Raw genomic sequence first — 23,637 nt, 5'->3', positions numbered from 1 at the left:
TCTCTCTAGTTTATTGGCGAACGATCTCTATTAAATATCGACAACCATTCTGGCAAATTGTGAATTCAGGAATCAAACATTGTCCGTTTTTTATAGAAAACTCCTATATGTAACCTCAATTTGTTTTTATTCCTGAGAAGAAACAAAACTGAAAAAACGCAATCAATGAATAAATGCCAAAACACTTACAGACATGAATTTCATTTCGCTAGTTGATTTGTTTCAGCTTCGCCATTCAGCTTACCGTTTGGCTTAATACTTTACAGAAAGTTGCCGGCTTCATGTTGCACAAATAAGAATTTTTTCCATTCCTTCACCTACTTTTTTACCATAGTTATAAATATTGCCTAAGGGCAAACTTTATGTTAAAAAAAATTCCTTCACACATATTTATTTTATTGAGTTTAAATTTTGTTGTTATTGCATATATTTTTCCTTAATGCAAATTTAATACCATTTTTGAGAAACTGTCAAGTATAAACTATCTGAATGAACGGGAGAAATTAAAACGAAATGGAAGAACCGCATTCGTACTCAGCGGTGCAAAGAGATGAGGAACACTCGCACAAGTATCCTAATGAATGATGATCAAGGAAGGATTTGCTTGTTATTTCTAATACCGGATAACTAAGATACAATTTTCTCAACAATCATAAAGAGCCTTATTAAGATACGAATTATATATAGATCCCATCAGAGCTGTTTGTTTATCGATTTCAATATGGGACTCCTGCAATAAATTTTCTAAAGTCTCGGTCAATCTTGTTGAACCGGGAAATTTTTGATTGAATAAAACCACGCACTTCTTCAAGTACAACGACCGTTACACAAATTTAAAAAGGGACAACAATGAATCTATTGTTATCCCTATTTTTGTTTAATATATTTTGGCGCAATCCTTTTTAGTTTGAGCAGATCCTCTGTGGTGTCAATATCAAATCCCCATTCTGAATTTTCAAACGGTACAGCCATTAAGCTGGAATAATGTTTTTGGACAATTGATTTTCCTCCCTCATCACCTTGAATTTGCTCAAATTCATCAAATAATTCAGCATCAAACAATACAGGGTGTCCAAGCACATTATTATACTTAGGGCGGAAAATGCGGACACCTTCTTTTCGATATTGATCATAAGATTCTAGTAATTTCGTTATAACTATTGGAGGTACAAAGGGCTGGTCTGCCAAAAATACGAAGACTGCATCCGTTCGTCCCTTTAAAGCCTGAATCCCTGCTTTAAGAGAGGAAGCCATGCCGGATTCATAATCCCGATTCTCAATGATTTCTATTTCTCTTAAATCAGATGTGTGTTTGCGCAGTTCTTCAATATGTTTGCCGCCGACCAATACAATTGGTTTTAAGCCAGCTGCGGCAGCGGTGTTCACAGAGTAGCGAAATAATGGCTTCCCACCTAGAGATAATAACAGCTTTGGTTTTCCCATCCGTTTTGACATTCCGGCTGCTAAAATAATTGCCCCAACCTTTTTCAAACCATCTCTCCCCCAGACTCATTGTCACTGTCTCAATTCCTCAACTGCACCCAGCAAATACACTTCCGCTTTCTCACCTGCATTAAATCCTTTTCCCCCAGGCACTTTAACGAGACAATTGCTTTCCAGAAAGCTGGACAGAACATTAGAAGCTTGTTTCTTTGATATTTTCACTCTTAGTTCACCGGTTGGGGAAACGTACGTTAATCCTCGTAAAAACCGGGTGTGAAGCATTTGCTTCCCTTCAATTGCCTCGTCACATACAACCGTTACCCGTTTCGGCAGCGGATCCTTAGAACCGCTCATATAGCGTATAGCAGGCAGCACATAAAGATGTGCATTGACGTAAGACGAAGCTGGATTTCCTGCCAAAGCAAAAATCGGCTTATCCTGCCATACTCCGCACAAAACTGGCATTCCAGGGCGAGCTAATGTTTTCCAGAATATCACTTTCGCATTAATTTTTTCAAATACCTTTCCAAGGAAGTCATATTCGCCCATGGACACGCCTCCGCTTGTTACTAAAATGTCCACCTGCTGTAGTATCTTTAGCATCTTTTTTTCTAGCTCTTCTACTTTGTCCGGGGCAATCCCGAAATAAACCGGTTCACCTCCTGCTTGACTCACTTGACCGGCCAGCATTACGCCGTTACTGTCACGAAGCTTTCCAGGGACGATCGGCTCGTCTACGTTTAATAATTCACTTCCCGTTGAAAGAATACCAACCTTAGGCTTCGCATAAACCGGAACAGATGCAATCCCGAATGTAGCGAGCAGACCCAGTTCAATTGGTCCTAAAAGCGTCCCTTGTGTGAGGACGTCCTTCCCTTCTTCAATATCTTGTCCCTTTTTGGCAATAGCGTCGCCAATTTTAACCGATTGATAAACCAAAACGCTTTCGCTATCTTCCGCTGCATTCTCAGTTTTCTCTACCATAACGACTGCGTTTGCACCTTCGGGGATAGGTGCTCCCGTCATAATGCGGCTGGCCGTACCTTGGGTAATTTTTTGTTGAGGTAAATATCCAGCGGGAATCTCTTCCAAAACCTTCAGCTTTACCGGGTTAGAAGCGCTGGCATTGATCACATCCTCCGCACGCAGTGCGTAACCGTCTACAGTGGAACGGTCAAACATAGGAACATCGTGATCTGCCCTTACCGTTTCCGCTAAATAGTACCCAAGAGCTTCAGACAGAGGTATGGTCATAACCGGAAGGGGACGTATCACAGAGAGAATAAGACGTTGTGCTTCTTCAAATGGGATAGGGGAAGAATTCGGGATATATAACATGCAATCACCACCTGTATATTTTGAAATGATCCTGCGCCTTTCATTAGTTGAAAAATACGTTCTTTTGTCCCTTCAATCGACCGACAATTTCGTTGTTATCATAGCGTTTAGCTGAAATATATGTTCTTTTCTCCCCCGCTCTGTTTTATCCTCCAATATAGTACATCTCTATCTTCTTTTTGTTCGGCATCGTTGTATTGTTAAATCTTTCTTCAGAGTAACGATCAGCTCGACGGCTCCAAACATCCTGAATGAGATTCCTAATTTCTTCATCCTTTGCCCCGCTACGGAGCTGCGCACGCAAATCTGTCCCTTGCGAGGCAAATAGACAGGTGTAAAGATTGCCGTCCGCTGAGAGGCGAGCTCTTGTGCACGTGGAACAAAAAGAGTCCGTTACGGAAGAAATAATGCCTATTTCCTCATTTGTGCCGCAATAGCGATAACGAGAGGCTACTTCTCCAAAATAATTGGACGGGATTGGTTCTAACGGCATTTCAGCGTTCACACGTTCGAAAATTTCTTGCTTAGATACCACTTGTGTAAGATTCCAGCCGTTGCTATTTCCTACATCCATAAATTCAATAAAGCGTAAAACATGTCCGGTTCCGCGGAAGTAACGCGCCATGGGCACAATGTCCTGATCATTGATCCCCTTTTGTACAACCATATTCACTTTCACCTTCATACCTGCCTTTGCGGCCGCTTCAATCCCTTCAAGAACTGTTTTGACGTCACAGCGGCCGCCGTTCATTTGGCGAAAAACTTTATCATCTAAGCTGTCCAAACTAACGTTGACACGGTGAAGACCAGCGTCCTTTAATGCTTTCGCATGTTTGGCAAGAAGAGAACCGTTCGTAGTCAAAGCAATGTCAGAAATACCCTCTATAGAACCGAGCATTTCAATTAACTTCGGCAGCTCTTTGCGCAGCAACGGCTCTCCCCCTGATAGGCGAATTTTCTCGACGCCAAGTGAGGCAAAAATGCGAGCCAGTCGAGTTATTTCCTCAAAACTGAGCAACTGATCATTTTTGAGAAATTGAAAATAAGGACCAAAAATCTCCGCTGGCATACAATAGCGGCAGCGAAAATTACACCGATCAGTAACTGAAATGCGCAAATCACGGAGAGGACGCTGAAGGGTATCGGTTATTTTGTTCATATTGCCCATTTTTACACTCTCCTATCATGCTAACATTATTTTGGAGAAAAAGCTTCTCATGAAAATTTCAAGTTGTTCCGAATTTTTTGAAACTTTTTGATGCAGGCGTTGATGAATCAGTTCTCACTTGTTTTTTAGTTACCGCGTGAACTACTCGTCATTGAAATGACGAGCTTCCTGTTCTACGCAATGAACTTTTGTCCATTAAACGTATACACAGTTGGCGTGTCCAACACCACTACTGATTGGGCTTTCAGCCCTTTCAGATACTTTTTGCTGATGTTGATCGCTCCATTCACATCTGCATTGATTACACTTTGACAATCCTTACATACATATAGTCCTCGATGCTTACGATTCGACCTTTTCGCAAATTCTTTCGCTGGATATGGTGTACATACCGAACACGTTTGTGATGTATATTCTTCTGATTGCTTAACGACTGAAATCCCTTGTTCCTCGGCTTTATACGTGATCATCTGAACTATCTTTTCAAACGGTAATTGATGAAACTTTTGATTGGTTTTCTTCCCAAAATTCGTTTGATCACGAATACCTGTTATATCTCCAATGACAATCGTTTCAACACCTTGCTTAACTGCAAGATCAACAACTTTCTTCGTCATACAATGCAAGATATGAAACGTTTGTCCTTTTCTTTTGCGATATAACTGCAACACTCGTTTGGATTTCTTCGGGTATTTCATTCCTTTGGCTACCTGTTGAGCATCAGAAATAGCTTGATAGTGCGCTATTTTCTTGTGAAAATACCGTTCAACCGCTAACCATTGGCGACCCGATAGAATATGAGAGTTTCCTTTATAATCATAACAAGTAAGAGCGTTCACAATCCCTATGTCGATAGACATAAACTTTGTAGAATGTTCCTTCATCAACACATCATCGTATTTTTGTGCCAAAATAATTTTGTACTTCCCATTTTTCAACGGTTTTACTTCGACCGTTTTCACATGATGAATTTTTATATGTTTAGGGATAGAGATATAAACGAATTTCTCTATAATCCCATACGTTTCTTGCAAATAAGCCTTTTGTTTAGCAGGAATAGACAATCGAATACGATTTCCTTCGATGCGAAAACCATTGTTTAGAAACTTTACATTGAAATTGTGATGTTTGAATCGTGGAGGTTTGGGATTTTCAATCCCTCCCGATTTCTTCAATTCAAAAAATGATTGCCAAGATTCTTGTAACACCTTCAAAACTTCTTGTGCGGATTGAGAAGGAAGATTCTTGTACCAAAAGTGATTCTTTAACCGCTTCTTTTGATCGTACCAGTTAGGATAAGGAATACCACTATCTTTTGTCCAGTTACGTCTTTCAAAATTTGCAACATTCCATAATTTTCGGCTCGCATAACATAGCTGACGAAGGATAATCTCGTTCATTTGATTTGGTTTATAAATGAAATACGATGCACGAATCATGTTATTCACTGCCCTTCTTCTGCATAGCAATGTATTTCTTAATCGCTCCTTCACTAATAGAACCAATCGTTTCAATATAGTAACTGCTGTTCCATAGTTGCCCTTTCCATAACTTTTGCTTAATCTCAGGAAATTCTAAGAACAATTTTCTGCCCGAAATTCCTTTTAACATTTTTACAATGTAAGAAGGAGCTACTTTTGGATGAGCGGTCGCAAATACATGAATATGATCTTGTTCACCTACCTCCATCATGACCACTTCAAATCCTTTTTCTTTTGCGATTTCTTGAAAAAGGTCTTTTAAATATTTCTCGATTTCCTTGATTAGCACCTTTCTTCGATATTTGACAGACCATACAATATGATAATTGACATTATAAACACAAGTTCTAGCATAAGTAATTTTTGCTTTTTTATCCATACATATAGTATATTACAAATACAACGAAATTCCAATATTTATATGGATTAGATTAATTACATATAGTCTTTTATCTGTACAAAGAAGGCGTTGATTCATCTCCTCATTGAAATAAGGATTCTCACCGCTTTATCCTAAATCTTCAGACAATATTTTCGGTGTGCACCAGCTCCTGCTCCTCAGATCAGAGTCAAAGATAGCTTGATTAAAAGCTTTGCTTAATGTCCTTCTCAGAAAAATTGTTTGAATGTTCGAATGCCCATCATGGCAACTTCCTAATGATTTCATTATTTTACTGTTGAAAAGATATTCCATTGATCTGATTGCAGTTGATCACATAATTGAGCGAGAAATCTTCCACCGTAGGCGCCATCAATTGTACGATGATCAAATGAAGCATTTAATGTGATCATCGGCTTTATCAAAGTTTCATGACGATTCGTTAAAACAGGCTGTTCTATTATATTTCCAACTGCTAAGATGCCGGTTTCAGGAGGATTTACGATTGCCACAAACTCGTCAACTCCAACTGAGCCGAGATTGGAAATTGTGAAAGTTCCTCCACGCATTTCTTCAGGCTTCAATAAGCCTTTTCTCGCTTTTTCAACCAATTCTGTTCTTTTTTCTGCAATCTCGATTAAGGACAATTGATCTGCCTGATGGATGACGGGAACAACTAAACCGTCATCAATAGCAACCGCTAGACCAATATTAATATCTTCATGCTCCAAAATATAAGGATCTCCTTCAGAATCTATGAATGAGGCATTTACCCTCGGGAATTTCTTCAATGTTAAAGCCACCGCCTGTATGAGAAAATCATTAAATGATAAACGAACGCCTGCCGAATGTTCAATGCTTGAAACTACTGCCTGCCGCAATTGCACAATGGATGATACATCGACTCTTTTCTTGATTTGGAATTGAGGAACATTCATAAAGCTTGCGGTCATGCGCTGCGCAATCGTTTTTCTCATACTTGTAAGGTTAACCCTTTTCCCTTTAGCATGTATCGATGCTATGACTTTATTTTCTGTTTTAACACTTTGATCCACTACATTTGCAGCAGCTTCCGCCACATCTTTCAGAATCACTCTTCCCCTTGGTCCCGAGCCTTTAATTTTGGTTAGATCTACTCCGCGCTGCTTTGCAAGTCTTCTAGCTGCTGGAGAAACTCGGATTCTTTCAGTCTTTCCTGGTGAGATGTTCTCTTCTTTTACAGGATTATGATCGGAGCTGCCTTTTTGTTCGGTGGAATGTTTACCACTCGATACATATGCAAGAACAGTTCCTACTGGTACAGTTTCACCCTCATCCACAACAATTTCTTCTAACGTTCCCTCTACTTCTGATTCAACCTCAAGACTGGATTTTTCAGTTTCTACAATTAAAATTGGGTCATCTATTTGGTATCACCAATTTTGACCTCCCATGAAACTATACGAGCCTCTTCCATTGATGAATCCAATTTAGGAAGTACAATTTCCTGCCGCACCTTTTTTCCTCCTTCGTCATAACACATAGATAGCATCTTTTTGTGTATATAAATTGCAATTATTTATCAAAATGCTTTCAAATAATTGTTGTACTGTGCCATTACACTGTTTCCAATTGTAAATACAAAGATTTTTTTACTCCTTGAATGATATCTTTCGTTTGCGGGAGCATTTCTTTTTCTAAATTTAAGTTATATGGAACAGGAACATCTTCCGCCCCCACTCGTTGTACCGGTGCATCCAGATCATCAAAAGCCTCCTCTTGAATTCTGGCAGCAATTTCAGCCCCTCAGCCGTAAGAACGAGTCGCTTCATGCACAACAACTACTCGGTTCGTCTTTTTTACTGACTCCTTAACTGTTTCTATATCTAGAGGAACAAGAGTACGCAAATCAATTACTTCAGCATCGATTCCTTCTTTTTCTAATTCTTTTGCAGCTTAAAGCGAAAACTGTACCATTCTTGACAGCGTAACAATCGTAACATCCTTTCCAGACCTTTTAATATCCGCCTTTCCTAAAGGAATCGTGTATTCCTCTTCCGGAACTTCTCCTTTTTCGCCTCCTCTGTTTTTTTATTTCTTAATTACTCAACTTTCGCACACAGAAATATTTAAGCATTGCTTGATATAATTAGGTATAGTGGCCAACCATTTATTCATTTGATTTTTAAAGATGTCCATGTTCAAAGAAACCTCGGCTTCCGGCAAAGTTTGGAAAAAGTCAATAAGTGATTGAAGGGCAGTAATAAAATCTATGTCTTTTACATCTTCGCAAAGGATGTAAAAAAGGTTGCCAATCGTCTTAGGATCCTCCTCTTTTCGCATTTGCCAAGCAATGAGAATATATCGTGTAAAAACAATGGTTGTATGGCTAATTAACATGTCGTAGGAACGTCCCTGGAATTCTTTCTCTAAATTTAAAAGGGATTTATTGCATTTGAAGAAGACTTCAATGTCCCAACGCATGCCGTAAATACGAATGATCTCTTCATTTTCTAATGTTGTATCTGTGCTGAGAATGGCAAGCCATTCGCTCCGTTTATTACGGTTTCGTACAAATAGAATTTTTACTGGAATTCCATTGTCTAAAGTAGCATAAACGGATCCGAGAATGTCTTTTTTACCCATGTGAGGTTTTGCCAATTTGTAAAGTTGATTCAGTGTGAAACGTTCACCATTGTAAACGTATCGCTGCTTTAATTGCTTCACCAAGCCAATGACAAATAACCCTTTGTTCGTAATCTTCTCAATTAAAGGCGCTTGTGTAAACCAGGAATCCATGAGAACATAGTCAGCTACAATCCCTTTTTCAAGCGCATGATCAAGTAAAGCTGAAGCCACGTCCGGTTTTGATTTCAGAGCTTCCTGGCGACGCTTATAGCCAGATGTTCGTTTATCAATATTGGTATTGATTTCTTGCAGGCGATTTTCCTTTTTCGGTGAACTTAGAAGAGCAAAATCAACGGGAATAAAAGTAAAACTATCGGTCCAGCCAAGGGTAAGCATTTGAAACCCTTTCAAGTACTGATGGGTAGAGTGATCAAAAACCTTAGCCAACAGTTCAACCGACTTACTACGGTTTCTTGAAAAGACAGAATCATCAATCACAAAAGCTGTGACACGATCTTTTGAAGTTAATGGTTGAAGCAGACGGATCATTTCACTGCTTAATGAAAGCAGAAACTTTCTCCAATGATAGGTTGGTGTATTTAAAAAGCGATAGACTGTATCCTTTCCGGGCAGATCCTGAGATCGTTTACTCATAAAAGCACGAAACCAGTTCTTATATTGGAAGACTAAAAGAAAAATCAGTTTGAAAACAGTAAGACAAGAATACCCGGAAAGTTTCGTAATATTCGCTTTTCTTAAATGATATCCAATATTTAATTCGGAAAATCCTTGTTTAATTTCTTTTGGTAATTGCGCAAAGTAGTCTTTATTCGTTATCATAGTGGTGACACCTTTCTTTTGGATTTGGTTTCGTCACCAATATTTTACCAAAAGAATAGGTGTCTTTCTTTATGTTTTAAAAAATGGCAAATGATAATTTTGTACTTCCCAAAACCATTTACATCAAGCATTTAAACAAGATTTTGGACTGCGAAAGCTGAGTTAATAATAAAAAAGACCTTTTTTATGTCAATATAATTTTTATTATTTTCTATAAATTCTAAATGAAGTTACTATTATTAAATTTCTTGCTTAATTCAGGCAACCAACCATTAGGAGAGATGAGTACGTCAAATTGTGCAGGATCAAATAGAATATGGTGATAAGACAAAATTCTTAAAGATGGAAAATATCATGCAGTTTGTTTTAGAAATTTTTCCCACCCACTTTTCAAGGACATAAAATAATAAGAGTATGATAACGTTCCGTTAAAAAAATAAAGTTGTTTTCCCATTTTCCTTAACAATATAACTTTTACATTTTATTCGGATTTCTTCTGTGAATCTTTAAATTTATTAAATTTGTTGCTAATAACTGGGCTTTTACTTTATTATTTGAAATAGGTGTTGCTTATACCAATTTAATACAGTGGTCTCAACAATTGGGCTTTCAAATGTTTTGGGTATTTTTAGGAAGAATGGTATTTTATCCTTTTGTGTAAGAAGAATATGGACGGAACAGGCAAGGTGGCAGCCGATTTGAACTTTGCAACTATCTAAAAAAGAATTGGCGTGCTTTCATATTTCAGCTTTAACTTTACGTGATAAAGCATTGGGCATCTGCTCAATGCTCTATTGTTTGTTCATTTTACGCAGAGTGGTGAAAAGGTTATGGAATTTGTTCTGATTGTATTGCCGGCTTTTATCATTTTTGCAGTCGGATATATAGGGCAAAAAACAATTGGCTTTGACATTAAATCTATTTCGGTCATGACGACATACTTAATGTATCCGTTTCTTGTCTTCCGGACATTTTATACAAACAAAATTACACTTGATTATTTTTATATTCTTATATTTTGCTTGCTTTTATGTTTCATATTAATGGTTATCGTAAAAATTGTAAGTAAATTAAAAAAATTACCGCAATCGATAGAGTCTGCCATGATGTTATCAGCTGTTTTCATGAATAGCGGCAACTTTGGGGCCCCAATTATATTGTTTGTTTTTGGTCAAACTGCTTTTGATTATGCAGTCATCATGATGGTTATCCAGTCCTTTTTAATGAATACGATCGGTCTTTACTACGCTGCCATTGGCAGCAAAGAAGACAGCAGCATAAAAAGCGCCCTTATGAAAATAGTGAAAATGCCCGTTTTATATGGTTCAGCTGCCGGCATTTTGCTTCAAATCCTGCATGTTCCGGTGCCTGATTTCATCATGCAGCCTGTCGGTTTGATTGCCGATGCAACGATTCCGACCATTATGGTCATTCTCGGAATGCAGCTCGCCAACATCCAGCTAAAAAGTGTAAAAGCTGGCGACGTCGCTTCCATCTTTATCATTCGCATGATCATATCGCCTATTATTTCAATTGGTATTATTCTTTGTCTTCCGCTTGAAGACTTGCTTGCAAAAATTTTAATCATTCTTGCATCTATGCCTACTGCAGCCAACACGACAATGTTTGCTGTTCAATTTCAAACAGAACCAGATTTAGTTTCATTCAGCACATTAACCACGACGCTGGCCAGCATTGCTACAGTGCCGCTCTTGCTTGCGCTGCTCTCTTAAAAAAGAAACGAGCGAGCAGCATTACATGAACGGCAGCTCAAATGCGTCAAATGTGTCACATCTCTTTTTTATAATTTGCCATCATATTTTGCAAAATGTCCACCAGCTTTTCGATACCGACTTGCAAATCATGCTCGCTCAAATAAGAATAGCTGATGCGAATATAATGTTGTTTCGGTTCATGAAGAAAACAGGCGCTTCCGGGCAAATAAGAAATCTTATTTTTCCGAGCTGCTTCTTGCAATTTTATTGGCTGAATCATGGATGGAAGTTTAATCCAGGCATTCAATCCGCCTTTTGGTTTATAAATCATTACTTCCTCTAAATTTTTGAATGCGTCAAGAACCGTATTTCTTCTTAATTCAAGCGCAATTTTTAGTTTTTCCATATGATTTTTCATCCGCTCCGTCCGCAACATGGGAAGCAGCGCTTTTTGCGGTAAGAGCGGGCTTCCGATATCCATCGTCGCTTTCGTGCCGTACAGCCAATCGAATAAAACCCCATCCACAATGACAGCCGCAATGCGAATGCCTGGCGCAGTTGTTTTGCTAAATCCTTTAAGATAAATGACGTGACCGTTTTTATCAAAGAATTTTATTGGCTTTGGCACCGTAATATTGTCAAATGAAACTTCGCTGAATGAATCGTCTTCTAAAATTAAAAAATGGTACATTTCTGCTAGTTCTACCAATTGCTTGCGGCTCTTTTCCGGCATGCATGTTCCAGTAGGATTTTGAAAGGTTGGGTTTACATATAATAGTTTTGGTTGATGCACCTGCAATTTATCCTCCAATTCATCTACTTTCAATCCCTCTTCATCTACTCCAATCGATACGACTTGAAATCCTTTATTGACAAACACATCAATGGCCGCACCATAACAAGGGCTTTCAACCATCACAACATCCCCTGGACTTAACAAAGTTTGCGCCACTAAGTCAATTCCTTGCTGTGCACCGCTTGTAATGATCATTTTGTCGTGTTTAACAGATAAGTGATGGAAGTTAAATAAGTAATTGGCAATTTCATACCTTAATTCTTCATCTCCTTCAATAGGACCATATGTCGACAACACAAGGGGATGCTGCTCCAAAATTTTTTTCATTTCTTGAACAAGGAAGTGAGATGGAAGCAGTCTTGGATAAACGACTGCTTGGGAAAAGTCATAAATCTCTTTTTCACGATAGGCGAGATATTGTGATCTTGTTCCATTCATCTTCATCTGATGCTGCCAGTCGAAAGATTCAGAATGCTTTTCATAAGAATTTTTCTTTCCCGCTGCAATAAAAACACCTTTTCCTTGCTGAATCTGTATATATCCTTTCGATTCCAGAAGTTTGTAGGCTTTTTGCACCGTCAGAAAGCTTACATCAAGCTCATTTGCTAATGATCTTAAAGAAGGAAGCCTTTCACCGTAAAGAAGCATGCCCGATTGAATCCGTTCTTCGATTTGCCTGCTGATTTGTTCATAATATGGAGTGCCTAATTTTTTATTAATCGATAATTGCATTGTCTCCCCTCCCATTCCATAGAAGACAAAAGATCAAAGTGCATAACTGTTATACAGTGCATTGTACTGTTATATATCGTTGTCGTTATAATATCAAAAAACTTAACAAAAAGGAGTTATTCGTCGTGGTGATTTTGAATTACTGTTTAATATGCTTAATTTTTGGAACAACTTTTTTAGCTATCAAAATCGGAATTGAAGCAGGGGCACCACCGTTTTTTTCGGCGGGAATACGTTTTTTGGCCGCCGGGGCGATCATGATGGCCGTCTTTAAAATGCGGAACTATCGATTGAAAACTGTTTTATTTTCCTCTTCACTCGTGTTTAACGGTTTTTGCTTAACTTTTATCACTTTCGCTTCATTATATTGGGCTGAGCAATTCATCCCGTCCGGACTAGCTGCTGTATTATCTGCAACAGGCCCGATGATGGTGCTGCTCCATCAGGCAAGAGAGAATAAACAACCGATCAAAAAAGAACAATTAGCAGGGATGGCGGTTGCTTTAATAGGCGTCTTTTTGATCTCTTCACCGGGGTTCTCTTTGTCTGTCTCCGGCATGTGGGTTTTGGCTTGCTTTATGATCATATTAAGCGAATGGTTTTATGGACTTGGGACAGTTCGGGCAAAAATGTTTACAAGCAAACATCCGGATATCTCGCCGTTTCTTTCAAATGCCGTACAAATGTTTTACGGCGGCATTTTCTTATTGGCTGTATCCTTTTTAACGGGCGAACAAGGCAAATGGCTGCTGCTGGCAAGCTATGAAACGGTGTTATCACTGCTCTATTTAATCATCATCGGCTCCATCGTCGGCCACGGGCTGTATTATTGGCTTGTTTCAAAAACAAATCCGGTTTTTCCGTCAACTTGGCTTTACATTTCGCCTCTTGTCGCGCTAATCGCCGGCTACATAATATTAAATGAAATCATGAAACCCATTACGCTGATCGGCGCCTTCTTGATCTTATTTGGTGTATTTTTAACTAATCGATCAACTTTTTATGAGTATTGGAAAAAGGGAGCGCTATTTCACAGGACCGCTTCAAAAAATTTTGATTGAAAACTCTGGAATATTTTAAAAAAAGCCGTTAAATCCCTGCGACAAAAATTTTCAGTGTGCCATTTCATCCATAGCAATTTAAAAAAAAGAGGCCAGCTTGCCTCTCTCATTCAGAGGACAAGCTGGCCGGATTCTTTTGCACAGCTCTCTTAATATGTTTTAAATTTACCCATTACTTGATTTTTTTCAGATCGGCCACGTTGCGGCAAATGAAAGAACGACGACTTATCTATGTGCAAAGTGGGCTATTTTCAACAATAAAAAAGCTTGCAGAGAAAAAATACTTCTTTCTCCGCAAGCTGATAGGAAAGGAGAGTTCTATTTAACCCTCTTCAATCCATTAATTTTTTCTAAAAAAGTCAGTAAACGCGTTGAAAATTTCCAATCCTTGATAAGACCATAAAGAGAGAGCTGTAATTGAAAAAAATGCTGTTAATAACATACGTAACCATATCATGGTACTCATCCTCCTTTGAATGATTTGTTTATGATTCATTCAAGCAGGTGAGACCACATAATTCGATTCGTAAAAGACGGGATTTAGCAAAAACCGTCTTTTGACAGATTGCACAAAGCAATAGCAGAAATAAGTGGTGCTTAACGCTATAAAAATGTAACTGGCAATATCAAACCAAGAGTCTTTTCCTATATCTGGTCCATCAATCGGAGCAAAATTTTCTGCCAAATGATCGATGGTGCTAATTTCGTGTACAGCATTTATAGTATGACTGGAACGATCACTGGAAATGTATAAACAGGTAATACTTATAAAAATAAAAATTGTCAGGGCAACGATTTTTTTCATGTATTCACGCCCCTTTAACATCTTTTCTTCATTATATACTTGGTTTTAATATTTTAAAACAAAAATGTTTTTCTCTCTTCCCCTCTGTTTGATTATTTAACGAACAATTTCTTTTCCTCGATTCTGCCATCTGCTTTAGTTCTGTAAGATTTCACTGTTGAATCCGGGAGGCAATCCGCAGTGCCTTCAAAAAACTTCACCTGTTTCTGTCCGAATTTCCGAAATGCTGTCTGTCGGCAGGTTTTATTTTTTGAGACTTATTAAACGAATCAGTGAGGAGACCAAAAAAGCAGCAGCAACAGCTAGAAGAATTTTTCCGACAAGCAATGCTGTTATTTTCAGCACGAATACTGCCAAAATCATGACTAAACTGATGGCGATCATAATGAGAGAATAAGTTTTCATATGAGGTTCATCTCCTTTAGCTGTCTGTTTTCAAGCAGAAAAAATCGGCTGCCTAATTCGGCATAAATATATCGCTGGTGACTTGTAAATAAAATGCATTGTTCCTTGAACGCTTCTTTCAGCATCATGATTGACTGCTTTTGTGAGTTCTCGTCTAATGAAGTAAAAGGTTCATCCAAAATAATCAACTCAGGTGATCTTGCTAACATACTAATAAGGAATAGTTTATATTTCATGCCTAGAGAGTAATGTTTGACTGGCTTTTGCAAAGCATGTGTCAGATCAAACTGTTCACAAAGCTCTTGGAATTTTTCTTCATATGCAGCTCTTTTTTCTTTTTTGATCCTCCAAAGTGAAAGAATAAGCTCCTTATTTTCAAATCCAGTTAATGCATCATAAACAAGTGGTTTATCAGGAATATAGGCCATTGCTTCTTTAAAACGATCTGTTCCAGGCTTATACTGTTCATTTAATAAAATGTTGCCTGAATCCGGTTGGATTAATCCCGCTATTAGCCTTAGCAAAGTTGATTTGCCGCTGCCATTTTTTCCGATGATACATGCTCGGTCTCCTGACTGTAATTGAAAAGAAACATTTTCCAGTAATGCTCCTTTTTCTGCAGTTTGTTCATACTGAAAAGCCAGTTGTGAAACTTGAAGCTTAACCATATAGAAATCCTCCAATAATCAACAAACAGTTTATAATCCAATAAAGCGTGACAATCGCCACAGCCCCTATTCTGCTTCCTTCAGCGTAAGAAACTATTCCGTAATAAAGCAGGCGTAAAAAGTAGGTGCTGATAAGAAAAGAAATCAATTGTATTATAACAAAATAATTGTCGGCATTTAGCGTGATCACTAAAAATAGAGCTGCACTATTCACTAACAGGATAAAAGCATTATAAACGAGAATAACAATATACATTTTTCTAAAGACAAAGTGCTTATTGAAAAAAAATAAAATAATAGATGTAAGGGTGGTTATCAGAAAGTTTAAAATAAAATATAAAGGCACTGTTAATAGAAAAATAAAAACAAAAGTTGCCAGTTGTTTGTCAAGATCGTATACTTCATCCGATAGTATATCTAAGATGAATAGGCTCAAAAAAACAGTAGATACAAATAAAAGCAGGATAACCAGGCCTACTATTGATTTGGCTGGCTTTTGTTTTAAGAAATATTGCTTGGGCTGTAATAATAAATTCATGTAACAGAATCTCCCCTTTCCATCATTGTGCTAATGGACAAAGCTAACATAGTCCTCCACTAGGGATGCAAGAAGAAGGAGTACAATACCTAAAGCAGCTAATCGCAATAGGAGTTTGACTGTATGCTTGATGTCTACTTGCAATCCTTTTAAAAATCCATAAATCAAGATAAAGGGATAAGTACTTATGATTGAAAAAATTAATAGTCCCGGTATTTCAAGCACTGCGTGAGGAACAAGGCCGGTCCAAAATGACAACCATTGGTCATGTAAGTCGAGATATTGCAGCAATTTTCCTATGAGATAACCGTTGTAAAACAAAATGATTGCAGACATCATTCCCCCAGTCAGCGAACCAATTCCAAGCATTGATAAGCTAACTAACATATTATTAGAGAAAATATCTACGAAAGAAAAATTGTTACTTGGTTGTAAATTTGGAATGCGCTCATTATGGGTGAAAAAACCATATATTACAGCAAATCCAAAAACAATGAAATAAACGAGGCCCAACCAAACGATCAGCTTATTCAGTAATAGAAAGGATTTTATCTTTTTCAACATGGTCAATTCCTTTCTTCATTGTGTTCTTACAAACAATTAGGCAAATGGCTGAAACTATGATGAAATATAGAACGGATATGTAGTTGACAACACCTGCCGCTTCCCTCAATACACCAATAAATGGTAGTGCGAGCAAGTAATAAATAAAAGGCATGACGAGAAAGCGCCTCATAAAAGCTTGGCCGTTATTTACTATGCTTTCCTCTTCTTCTGTTGTTCCAATCTCGTATTCATGAATAAAATGGAACTTGGTGATAAATGGAAACAAGTATAATTGAATAAATGGAAAAACGAAAAAAGAGATAGTTATTCCAATAAAAGGAATGATCATCCTGAGATCAGCTATTTGGAAATACATAAGAATCATTATATTCCCTATCGTCAAAAAGAAAGATGGAATTAGATATAGGCAATAAAACAATTTCAATTTTGCCCAAAAGAATTCAGTTAACGAAGAAAATGATAGTTGATACATCCATATGTTTCTTTTTTCGATGCTGAAAGAAAAGAAAGAAAGGGTCAACATTCTCATTTCCATTGCTTGGTTAGCCAAAACCATCAGGTTTAATGTAAATAATAGCTGTATTTGGAGAGCCGTGTTCCCTGCTGCTGACATGCATGCAGTAAAGAAACCTATATAAAAAAAAGCTTCGTAAGATAAGAGCATATAATTAAAAAATTCTTTTGAGAGCAGCCATCTTTTTTCACGTATGATTTGTAGATCTTTATAAATCAGCACATTCTTCGGCAATATAATAGAACGTACCCAATGCAGCAGCAGTAGATAGAAGTGAAAAAAGTCACGAAATCTCTTAATCTCTCCATGATCTTCAGTTGGTATCATTTTAACAGGCAAGGAAAGTACGCCAACTAGAAGTAAAATCAGAGATCCTAACATCCACGGAGTCCCAATAAAATGTTCAATCTGCAGATATAAAGAGCCATCTGAAAATAAACTCTTTTGAAAGGAGTTTATTTTATTCCCATATAGATTGATCAGCTGCTGAGATAGATTGACCCAAGCTGTATCTTCAGCTGCAGCCAAAAAGGATGGAAAATTATCCTTAAATGTTTTGAAAATAGGGATTAGAAGACCTGACACAAGAATGCGCCCCAGCATAAAAAAAGCAGTTGAGACAGCAGCGAAAAATACGAAACGAACCCACCCTATTTTTTTTACTACAATGTTATGAATATAGGCACCAGCAAGTTTATTGCTCGTAATAAACAACAGAGCGCCCAACAGCAAAATATTCAACTGCTTCATCCAGAATAAAGGATCTAATGATTCCGCAATTCGTGATTGAAATAAAATATAAACAAAAAATAGGCTGGAATTTGTAAAAATGCTCCATCCCAGCTCTAAAGCAATAAATGTAATATGTATTGATTTTAATGATGCTGGAGCAACCTGAATAAGATCCATAAACAGTGGAATATGAGTTCTTCGATAAGTTTCGGCGCCCTTAAAAATTGAATAAAGAAGAAAGAAGACAATGAAACCACTTTCCCATTGCTGGCGATATTGCGGGAAGTAAAGCCAGCTGTACAAAACGGATACGATAATGAAGGCAAACAAAATATCGAGAATAAAGGAAAATAACATATACTGTTTTGAGCTAAGTTTGCTTAAAAAGGGCACTTTTTTCATGAACTCGATGACAGCAGAATATTGCTGCTGCATTCTAACCGATAGCATAAGTGATAATAGCTTCACTAACATTCTTTCACACCTGCATTTCCAAGTATGAAAGAAGGAGGAAATCCTCCTTCTTCATCGAAAAATAGTTTGACTACCAAGCGATAACGGCTTTTCTTCCTTTTTTCTTGATTTCCTTCTTTAGATATTGACGAATTGTTTCTTTACCTGCTGCAGCGATCAATGAAAGACCGCCTGAACCAACTGCTGTTAGAATAGAAACGATTGTTGTGACGGCTCCACCAGCTTCAACAACGTTTAATACAACCGCTGCTACACTTCCTGGAATACCAAATTCTTTAGCAAGATCTGCAACTGGCAGAAGCTGAAGAGAGAGTGAGAACAGTGCAAACGTTAAAAAGCCGACTGCTAACGCACTAAAAGAAAAGACAGCTTGTTTTATTTCTTTTAGCCATTAACAGTAAATTACTTACTAAAATACTTTTTATTACCACCTAAGTTTAAGATATATTCAGACCACTATCAATACATCTTTGTAAATTTTATTCACAAAACTTTCACTCAAGTTTTTAAATTTTTTACAACACCCTAACCCAACAGATCAGGCAAGTATGAACTTCTATCCTGCTTGGCTTGGTAGGGATCTTATTACTATCGCAGATGATTTTGTAGTCATGGAAGAGTATCATTCCGCTTACGAGGGAGCATTATATCTGATAGGAAATAATGAAGGACAAGAATCTTTTTTATTATATGCCTTTTCATTATAGGTCAAAAAATGCCTCTATATAACTTTATTAAGACAAAAGTAGAGCCGATTCTTTAATAGACAGACTCTAAAGTAAATTCATTCAAATTTCGTCTTAACAACTTATACAAAAACAATTTTTCCACAATTTAAGAGATATTCTTCAACTTCTTGATTTGATCAACCATCATAACAAAATTTTTATCTTCATAAGCATTTTCATCTTTCTTTAATGTTATCTATATATTCTTGGTATTCTTTTACAAAGGCTTTCATAAAGTCCATAAAATGGCAATCCAGTACTCTTTGTTTGCTTGAATCATAATAACTAAAACAATCAATGAACAAGCGATTTTGGGATTTTTTAAATGTATATTCTAACTCATTCTCATGAGTTTCAACGGTACCTTGAACTATTTCTCCATAGGGGCTGTCTAATAAGTCGATTTCCCGGCTTATAGACGCCCCTTTAATGTTTTAGAAACGTTGATATATCAATGCTTATGATGTTTTGTTTTCAATGGATTTTGACTTTCTGGACAGCCCCAATCTCCAATATCCAATAAAAGACCATCATGAAATGTTGAATTTAATAATTCACGTTTTTTACCATTTTCAACAATATACATATATAATCTTTTGCAAAAATAAAAGAATAGTTCAAAGGGCTCATCTTTTGTATCCTCATATTCTTCAACTTCGAATATTAGTTTCAACTACTAATCCACCTCACAAATTTACTTTACTTTTATTACCAGATAAAGGATAATCTGTTTTTATGACACCATCTTTATTCACAATTACTTTAACTTGGTTTATTCCGTACTTGTTAATAGAATAAACATAAGATTTATCCCCATTTCTTGCTGTTCCTTTATAAGTTCCTTTTTCTAGAGATTTCATAATAATATTCTTAATTTCTGTTTCTGAAAGATTTTTAGGAAACAATGTATCTCCTTTTTTAACGATCTGCCCTGTATAATTTTACAATTTACTTAATTTTCTCACAGCAAAATGTATATCTGAACCTTGTGAGCTATTGTTTCCTTGCTAGAAGAATGCTTCTTGACATAAAAATTTTTTAAAAAACGCACTCAAGTATTATTTCATATCTGCCAATTCTTTATGTTCTTTAATATACTGATCAACTGTTGGTTGTTCCGCCCCTCCACCGTCATAATTGGAAAATCCGAACTTCGTTTGTTCGTAATCATTGTATTCAATATCGAGATCATGCAAAATTCGATGAATATAAATGGCGGTATTAGAATCATGATTTTGGCTGCCTTTTTGGATTAATTGCATGATTCGTTCCAAATCTATTTCCATCTCTGAAGGAACATCTTTGGATAAGATGTTATTTATTTCATCGATCAAATCATTTCCTAGCTCCTGAAATTTTTCCCAATCGATATTTTGATACTGAACACGATTCGTTAGTTGGTTAAATACATCAACGGGAAATAAAGAGAGATAATTCATCTTCATTGTTTTCAGCTGTTTCTTCTTGTTGTTCTGTATACGTTAAAGAAAGATTCGATTCATTACTCTTCCCATTACTGGCTTCATTAGTTGACTCTTGATCTTTTTGCCTGACATTTTCTTCACTGTATAAAAAATAAAAAGCAGATAGACTGACAAGTAGAAGTAATCCGCATTCTGAAAACACTACTACTTTTTTTGACTTTATGTTTTTTACCCTATTCCATATTTTTAAATCTATTCTAAATATAGTAAATTTTAAATCTATAAGAAATGACAAAAAAGCACCCATCTCATTTGAGAGGGTACTTTCAAGCAGATTAGATCAAACTCAATCACCATCAAGAGAAATCAAATTTACACAGAACCTTTGAATCTTTTATGTTATACAAGAACTGCTTCTTTTTTTATTACAGTATTTTGAAGAACGAGATTGACCGGATCTCCAACTTGAAAGCGGGAAGAATGTTGAATCAATTCATGTACCGTCCATTCTTCTTCACCTACTTGTACGATGTAATACATTTCTTTTCCTTGATATTGAACAAATTTTACCACCCCATGCGAAGAACCTTCTTTTGCTTTTGAGAGTGCCCATTGATCCGGACGGACAGGATATAGGCCCTTTTTTTTCAAATTAATAGATACTCCTATATCCGGCCATTTTTCATTAGGAAATAGCTTCGGAATAAACATTCCTGCCTCCCATTTACCTTGAATTAAATTGCATTTACCTACAAAAGTTGCAACAAATTCTGTCTCCGGCCTTGTAAAAATCATTTCCGGCCGGTCAATTTGTTCAATTTTCCCACGATTCATTACGACAATTCGATCTGCCATCGCAAATGCTTCGCTTTGATCATGAGTAACATATACAATGGAAGCATTTGTATGACGGTGAATGTGTTGAATCTCCTTTCTCATTTCCATTCGAAGTTCAGCGTCTAAAGCACTGAGAGGCTCATCCATTAATAAAAGACCTGGTTCTGGCGCAATTGCACGGGCTAAAGACACCCGCTGTTTTTGTCCGCCGGAAAGTTCATGAGGATATCGTTGGGCCAGCGACTCTAATCCAACCATTCGTAAAACATTTTTCACTCTCTCCTCCCGCTGCTCCTTATCAGCCTTTGGAGCAAACGAGTGATGTATTAAAGGAAATTGAACATGCTCATATACAGTCATATGCGGCCATAAGGCAAATGATTGAAAGACCATCCCTATGTTCCTTTTTTCCGGTGGAAGGACAATTTCCGCTGAAGCAACAACAGTATCATTTATCGTAATAGTTCCGCTTGTCGGTTTCATAAAACCGGCCAGTAATTTTAATAATGTAGTCTTTCCACAACCAGAAGGACCCAAAATGGCGATAAATTCTCCATCCTTGATTGTTAAATCAATGGAATGCAAAGCTGTGACATCCCCATATGATTTTGAAATCTCATCAAGCCGAATCATTTTGTTTCAACACCTTTCGTCTCCAAACTTTTTCAAGGCTGATAAACAAAAAACTGCCGAACAAAATTCCTAAAACAATTAAACTTGAAAATGCTGTGGAATAAGTGGTATATCCAGCCTGTTCGTAGTTAAAAATAACAACTCCCACCGTTTCAGCTCCTGTAGACCAGAGAAGACTGGAAACTGTCAGTTCGGTCAAAGAGGTTAAAAAGACCAACAAGGCTCCGCCAATGACACCCGGAAGAAGAAGCGGCATGAGAATTCGCCGCCATTTGACCAAAGGTTTAGCCCCTGACGTACGAGCAGCTTCTTCAATGGAAGGCTCTACTTGTGTCAGCGCCGTGTAGCTTCCCCTAACCTGTAAAACGATAAATCTTGTAATGTAGGCAATAATTAAAATCCAAATGGAGCCGTAAATACCCGGGTTCCATCCTGGCAACGGCTGCATCCATGAAAAGATCATACTGAGAGCAAAGACAGTCCCCGGCAGTGCGTAAGGTATCGTTACAAACAGCTCCACTAACTTTGTCCATCTATTTGGTGATTTATAGCGAAGATACGCAATGGCCGTTCCGACAATCAATGAGACAATTGTCGTTAACATCGCAAGCTTCATGCTGTTGCTGATCGCTGACATCGTTTTTGGATCAGAGAATAGAATGTATCGATAGTTTTCCAGTGATAAATTTTCTAATTGAAAAGGGAGCCCGTAAGCTTTTATTAATGATGTCGTTCCCATTGAAACGAACGGAACGAAACTCGTGAACAACAAAAATGCCCAAATGGCTATTTCGATCAAACGCTTCCACATCAACGATAAATGAATGCGAGGTTCTTTATCCCGTTTGACCGTTTCAATTACACGGCTTCGCCTTAAAAGAAGCCATTGAATAGACAGTCCGATTAAAGCAATTGCTCCCAACAAAATCGATAGAACAGCCGCTCTTGCAAAGGCAGCCGGTCCAAATCCGACGACTTCTTCGTAAATATACGTACTTAGCACACGGATGTTTGCCGGGATACCTAAAAAGGCGGGGATCCCAAAGTTATCAAGATTTGATAAAAAAGCAAGCATTCCGCCGCTGCAGATCCCCGGCAATGCAAGCGGAAGGATGACCTTACGAATAATAGTCCCTCTTTTAGCACCGCATGTTTGTGCTGCTTGCTCAAGCTCCAGAGGAATTTTTCTAAACACTTCCACCGTTAGTAAATATACAAGCGGATAATGAGACAAACCTAAAATAAAAATGATTCCACCGATACTATACAAATTCGGCAGTTTCCAATCTCCTGGAAGTATATGAAGAAGAGCTGCAATTGGTCCATTGCCGCTAAAAAATTGAACCCATGCAAGTGTTGTAATGTACGAAGGAATAATAAACGGAAGAAAGATAAACAACTGCATCCATTTTTTTCCTCTGATGTTTAAATAGGCGATAACCCATGCCATCGCAATCCCTAAAATGAGAGAAACAAAAGTAGAACCGATGACGATATAAAGCGTATTTTTCACAGTGATCCATGTTTGTTCTTCTTTCAGCACCTCTGAGTAATTCGAAAGAGAGACGGCGCCCTCTTCTGTTAAACTTAATAAGATAAGGCGAAAAACGGGAACTACAAAAAATAAAATGGTTAGCAAAAATCCAAAAACCATCCAGAAGTTTTTCAATGGGAAGAAACGAGAAAACGAGGACGTGCTCCTCGTCATCCCTTTTGTTTGCTCTTTGCCAGGAAACATCGTCCTCTCTCCTT

Annotated in this window: 23 protein-coding genes and 1 pseudogene; 2 read left to right on the top strand and 22 right to left on the bottom strand. The window is 37.4% G+C overall.

Annotated elements, in window-relative coordinates; all coding sequences use genetic code 11:
* Positions 1-867: 867 nt before the first annotated feature.
* The 8 genes and pseudogenes from NSR00_RS14460 to NSR00_RS14425 form a co-directional block, all read right to left on the bottom strand.
* Complete coding sequence (locus NSR00_RS14460; protein WP_340789540.1) at positions 868-1,491, bottom strand: nucleotidyltransferase family protein; 624 nt, start codon at positions 1,489-1,491, stop codon at positions 868-870.
* A gap of 24 nt (positions 1,492-1,515) precedes the next feature.
* Positions 1,516-2,781, bottom strand: a complete 1,266-nt coding sequence (locus tag NSR00_RS14455) for a molybdopterin molybdotransferase MoeA (protein ID WP_340789539.1) — start codon at positions 2,779-2,781, stop codon at positions 1,516-1,518.
* A 145-nt stretch (positions 2,782-2,926) separates the two neighbouring features.
* On the bottom strand, positions 2,927-3,949 hold the full coding sequence (gene moaA / locus NSR00_RS14450) for a GTP 3',8-cyclase MoaA (RefSeq protein WP_445659586.1): 1,023 nt from the start codon (positions 3,947-3,949) through the stop codon (positions 2,927-2,929).
* Between the two features lie 173 nt (positions 3,950-4,122).
* Positions 4,123-5,388, bottom strand: a complete 1,266-nt coding sequence (locus tag NSR00_RS14445; RefSeq protein WP_340789871.1) for an RNA-guided endonuclease InsQ/TnpB family protein — start codon at positions 5,386-5,388, stop codon at positions 4,123-4,125.
* A 1-nt stretch (position 5,389) separates the two neighbouring features.
* Positions 5,390-5,809: an IS200/IS605 family transposase gene (tnpA, locus tag NSR00_RS14440; RefSeq protein ID WP_340734271.1), complete on the bottom strand. Its 420-nt coding sequence runs from the start codon at positions 5,807-5,809 to the stop codon at positions 5,390-5,392.
* Positions 5,810-6,096: 287 nt separating this feature from the next.
* Positions 6,097-7,203, bottom strand: a complete 1,107-nt coding sequence (locus NSR00_RS14435) for a dihydrolipoamide acetyltransferase family protein (RefSeq protein WP_340789870.1) — start codon at positions 7,201-7,203, stop codon at positions 6,097-6,099.
* A 202-nt stretch (positions 7,204-7,405) separates the two neighbouring features.
* Positions 7,406-7,732, bottom strand: a pseudogene (locus tag NSR00_RS14430) (transketolase C-terminal domain-containing protein); the annotation flags it as partial.
* 162 nt (positions 7,733-7,894) lie between these two features.
* Positions 7,895-9,256 carry an IS4 family transposase gene (locus NSR00_RS14425; protein WP_340789537.1) on the bottom strand — a complete coding sequence of 454 codons (1,362 nt, stop codon included), beginning with the start codon at positions 9,254-9,256 and terminating at the stop codon, positions 7,895-7,897.
* 830 nt (positions 9,257-10,086) lie between these two features.
* Here NSR00_RS14425 and NSR00_RS14420 point away from each other — a divergent pair.
* On the top strand, positions 10,087-10,989 hold the full coding sequence (locus tag NSR00_RS14420) for an AEC family transporter (RefSeq protein WP_340789536.1): 903 nt from the start codon (positions 10,087-10,089) through the stop codon (positions 10,987-10,989).
* A gap of 55 nt (positions 10,990-11,044) precedes the next feature.
* Here NSR00_RS14420 and pdxR read toward each other — a convergent pair whose 3' ends face one another.
* Positions 11,045-12,499 carry a MocR-like pyridoxine biosynthesis transcription factor PdxR gene (gene pdxR / locus NSR00_RS14415; protein ID WP_340789534.1) on the bottom strand — a complete coding sequence of 485 codons (1,455 nt, stop codon included), beginning with the start codon at positions 12,497-12,499 and terminating at the stop codon, positions 11,045-11,047.
* 125 nt (positions 12,500-12,624) lie between these two features.
* On the opposite strand from pdxR, the gene NSR00_RS14410 reads away from it, so the two are divergent.
* Positions 12,625-13,560, top strand: coding sequence for a DMT family transporter (locus NSR00_RS14410; protein WP_340789532.1), 936 nt, complete (start codon positions 12,625-12,627; stop codon positions 13,558-13,560).
* A gap of 496 nt (positions 13,561-14,056) precedes the next feature.
* Here the strand turns inward: NSR00_RS14410 and NSR00_RS14405 are convergent, their stop codons facing one another.
* The 13 genes from NSR00_RS14405 to NSR00_RS14345 all read right to left on the bottom strand — a co-directional run bounded on the left by NSR00_RS14405 (position 14,057) and on the right by NSR00_RS14345 (position 23,623).
* Positions 14,057-14,365, bottom strand: coding sequence for a hypothetical protein (locus tag NSR00_RS14405; protein ID WP_063387892.1), 309 nt, complete (start codon positions 14,363-14,365; stop codon positions 14,057-14,059).
* 243 nt (positions 14,366-14,608) lie between these two features.
* Complete coding sequence (locus NSR00_RS14400; RefSeq protein ID WP_162877049.1) at positions 14,609-14,770, bottom strand: hypothetical protein; 162 nt, start codon at positions 14,768-14,770, stop codon at positions 14,609-14,611.
* A complete protein-coding gene (locus NSR00_RS14395) occupies positions 14,767-15,438 on the bottom strand; it encodes an ABC transporter ATP-binding protein (protein WP_340789530.1) in 672 nt (223 codons plus the stop codon). The genes NSR00_RS14400 and NSR00_RS14395 overlap by 4 nt, the downstream gene beginning before the upstream one ends.
* On the bottom strand, positions 15,431-15,976 hold the full coding sequence (locus tag NSR00_RS14390; RefSeq protein ID WP_340789529.1) for a hypothetical protein: 546 nt from the start codon (positions 15,974-15,976) through the stop codon (positions 15,431-15,433). The genes NSR00_RS14395 and NSR00_RS14390 overlap by 8 nt, the downstream gene beginning before the upstream one ends.
* Before the next feature lie 30 nt (positions 15,977-16,006).
* Positions 16,007-16,537: a stage II sporulation protein M gene (locus NSR00_RS14385; protein ID WP_340789527.1), complete on the bottom strand. Its 531-nt coding sequence runs from the start codon at positions 16,535-16,537 to the stop codon at positions 16,007-16,009.
* Positions 16,503-18,263 carry a hypothetical protein gene (locus NSR00_RS14380; protein WP_340789526.1) on the bottom strand — a complete coding sequence of 587 codons (1,761 nt, stop codon included), beginning with the start codon at positions 18,261-18,263 and terminating at the stop codon, positions 16,503-16,505. The genes NSR00_RS14385 and NSR00_RS14380 overlap by 35 nt, the downstream gene beginning before the upstream one ends.
* Positions 18,264-18,333: 70 nt before the next feature.
* Positions 18,334-18,561 (bottom strand): uberolysin/carnocyclin family circular bacteriocin, encoded by a 228-nt coding sequence (locus tag NSR00_RS14375; RefSeq protein ID WP_340789869.1) that lies wholly within the window; start codon positions 18,559-18,561, stop codon positions 18,334-18,336.
* 881 nt (positions 18,562-19,442) lie between these two features.
* Positions 19,443-19,664, bottom strand: coding sequence for a hypothetical protein (locus tag NSR00_RS14370; RefSeq protein ID WP_340789525.1), 222 nt, complete (start codon positions 19,662-19,664; stop codon positions 19,443-19,445).
* Positions 19,665-19,677: 13 nt separating this feature from the next.
* Positions 19,678-19,896: a hypothetical protein gene (locus tag NSR00_RS14365; RefSeq protein WP_340789523.1), complete on the bottom strand. Its 219-nt coding sequence runs from the start codon at positions 19,894-19,896 to the stop codon at positions 19,678-19,680.
* A 153-nt stretch (positions 19,897-20,049) separates the two neighbouring features.
* Positions 20,050-20,436, bottom strand: coding sequence for a hypothetical protein (locus tag NSR00_RS14360; RefSeq protein WP_340789521.1), 387 nt, complete (start codon positions 20,434-20,436; stop codon positions 20,050-20,052).
* Positions 20,402-20,710 (bottom strand): hypothetical protein, encoded by a 309-nt coding sequence (locus NSR00_RS14355; protein ID WP_340789520.1) that lies wholly within the window; start codon positions 20,708-20,710, stop codon positions 20,402-20,404. The genes NSR00_RS14360 and NSR00_RS14355 overlap by 35 nt, the downstream gene beginning before the upstream one ends.
* 104 nt (positions 20,711-20,814) lie before the next feature.
* Complete coding sequence (locus tag NSR00_RS14350; protein WP_340789519.1) at positions 20,815-21,885, bottom strand: ABC transporter ATP-binding protein; 1,071 nt, start codon at positions 21,883-21,885, stop codon at positions 20,815-20,817.
* The gene (locus NSR00_RS14345; RefSeq protein ID WP_340789518.1) at positions 21,872-23,623 is read right to left on the bottom strand and encodes an ABC transporter permease; all 1,752 of its coding nucleotides are present in this window, start codon (positions 23,621-23,623) and stop codon (positions 21,872-21,874) included. Before NSR00_RS14345 ends, NSR00_RS14350 begins: the two co-directional genes overlap by 14 nt.
* Positions 23,624-23,637 lie beyond the last annotated feature (14 nt).

The organism is Aeribacillus sp. FSL K6-8394 (assembly GCF_038008865.1).
Taxonomy (GTDB): domain Bacteria; phylum Bacillota; class Bacilli; order Bacillales; family Aeribacillaceae; genus Aeribacillus; species Aeribacillus composti.
The sequence above is the reverse complement of the archived record's forward strand: the minus strand, read 5'-3'. Positions and strand labels throughout refer to the sequence as shown.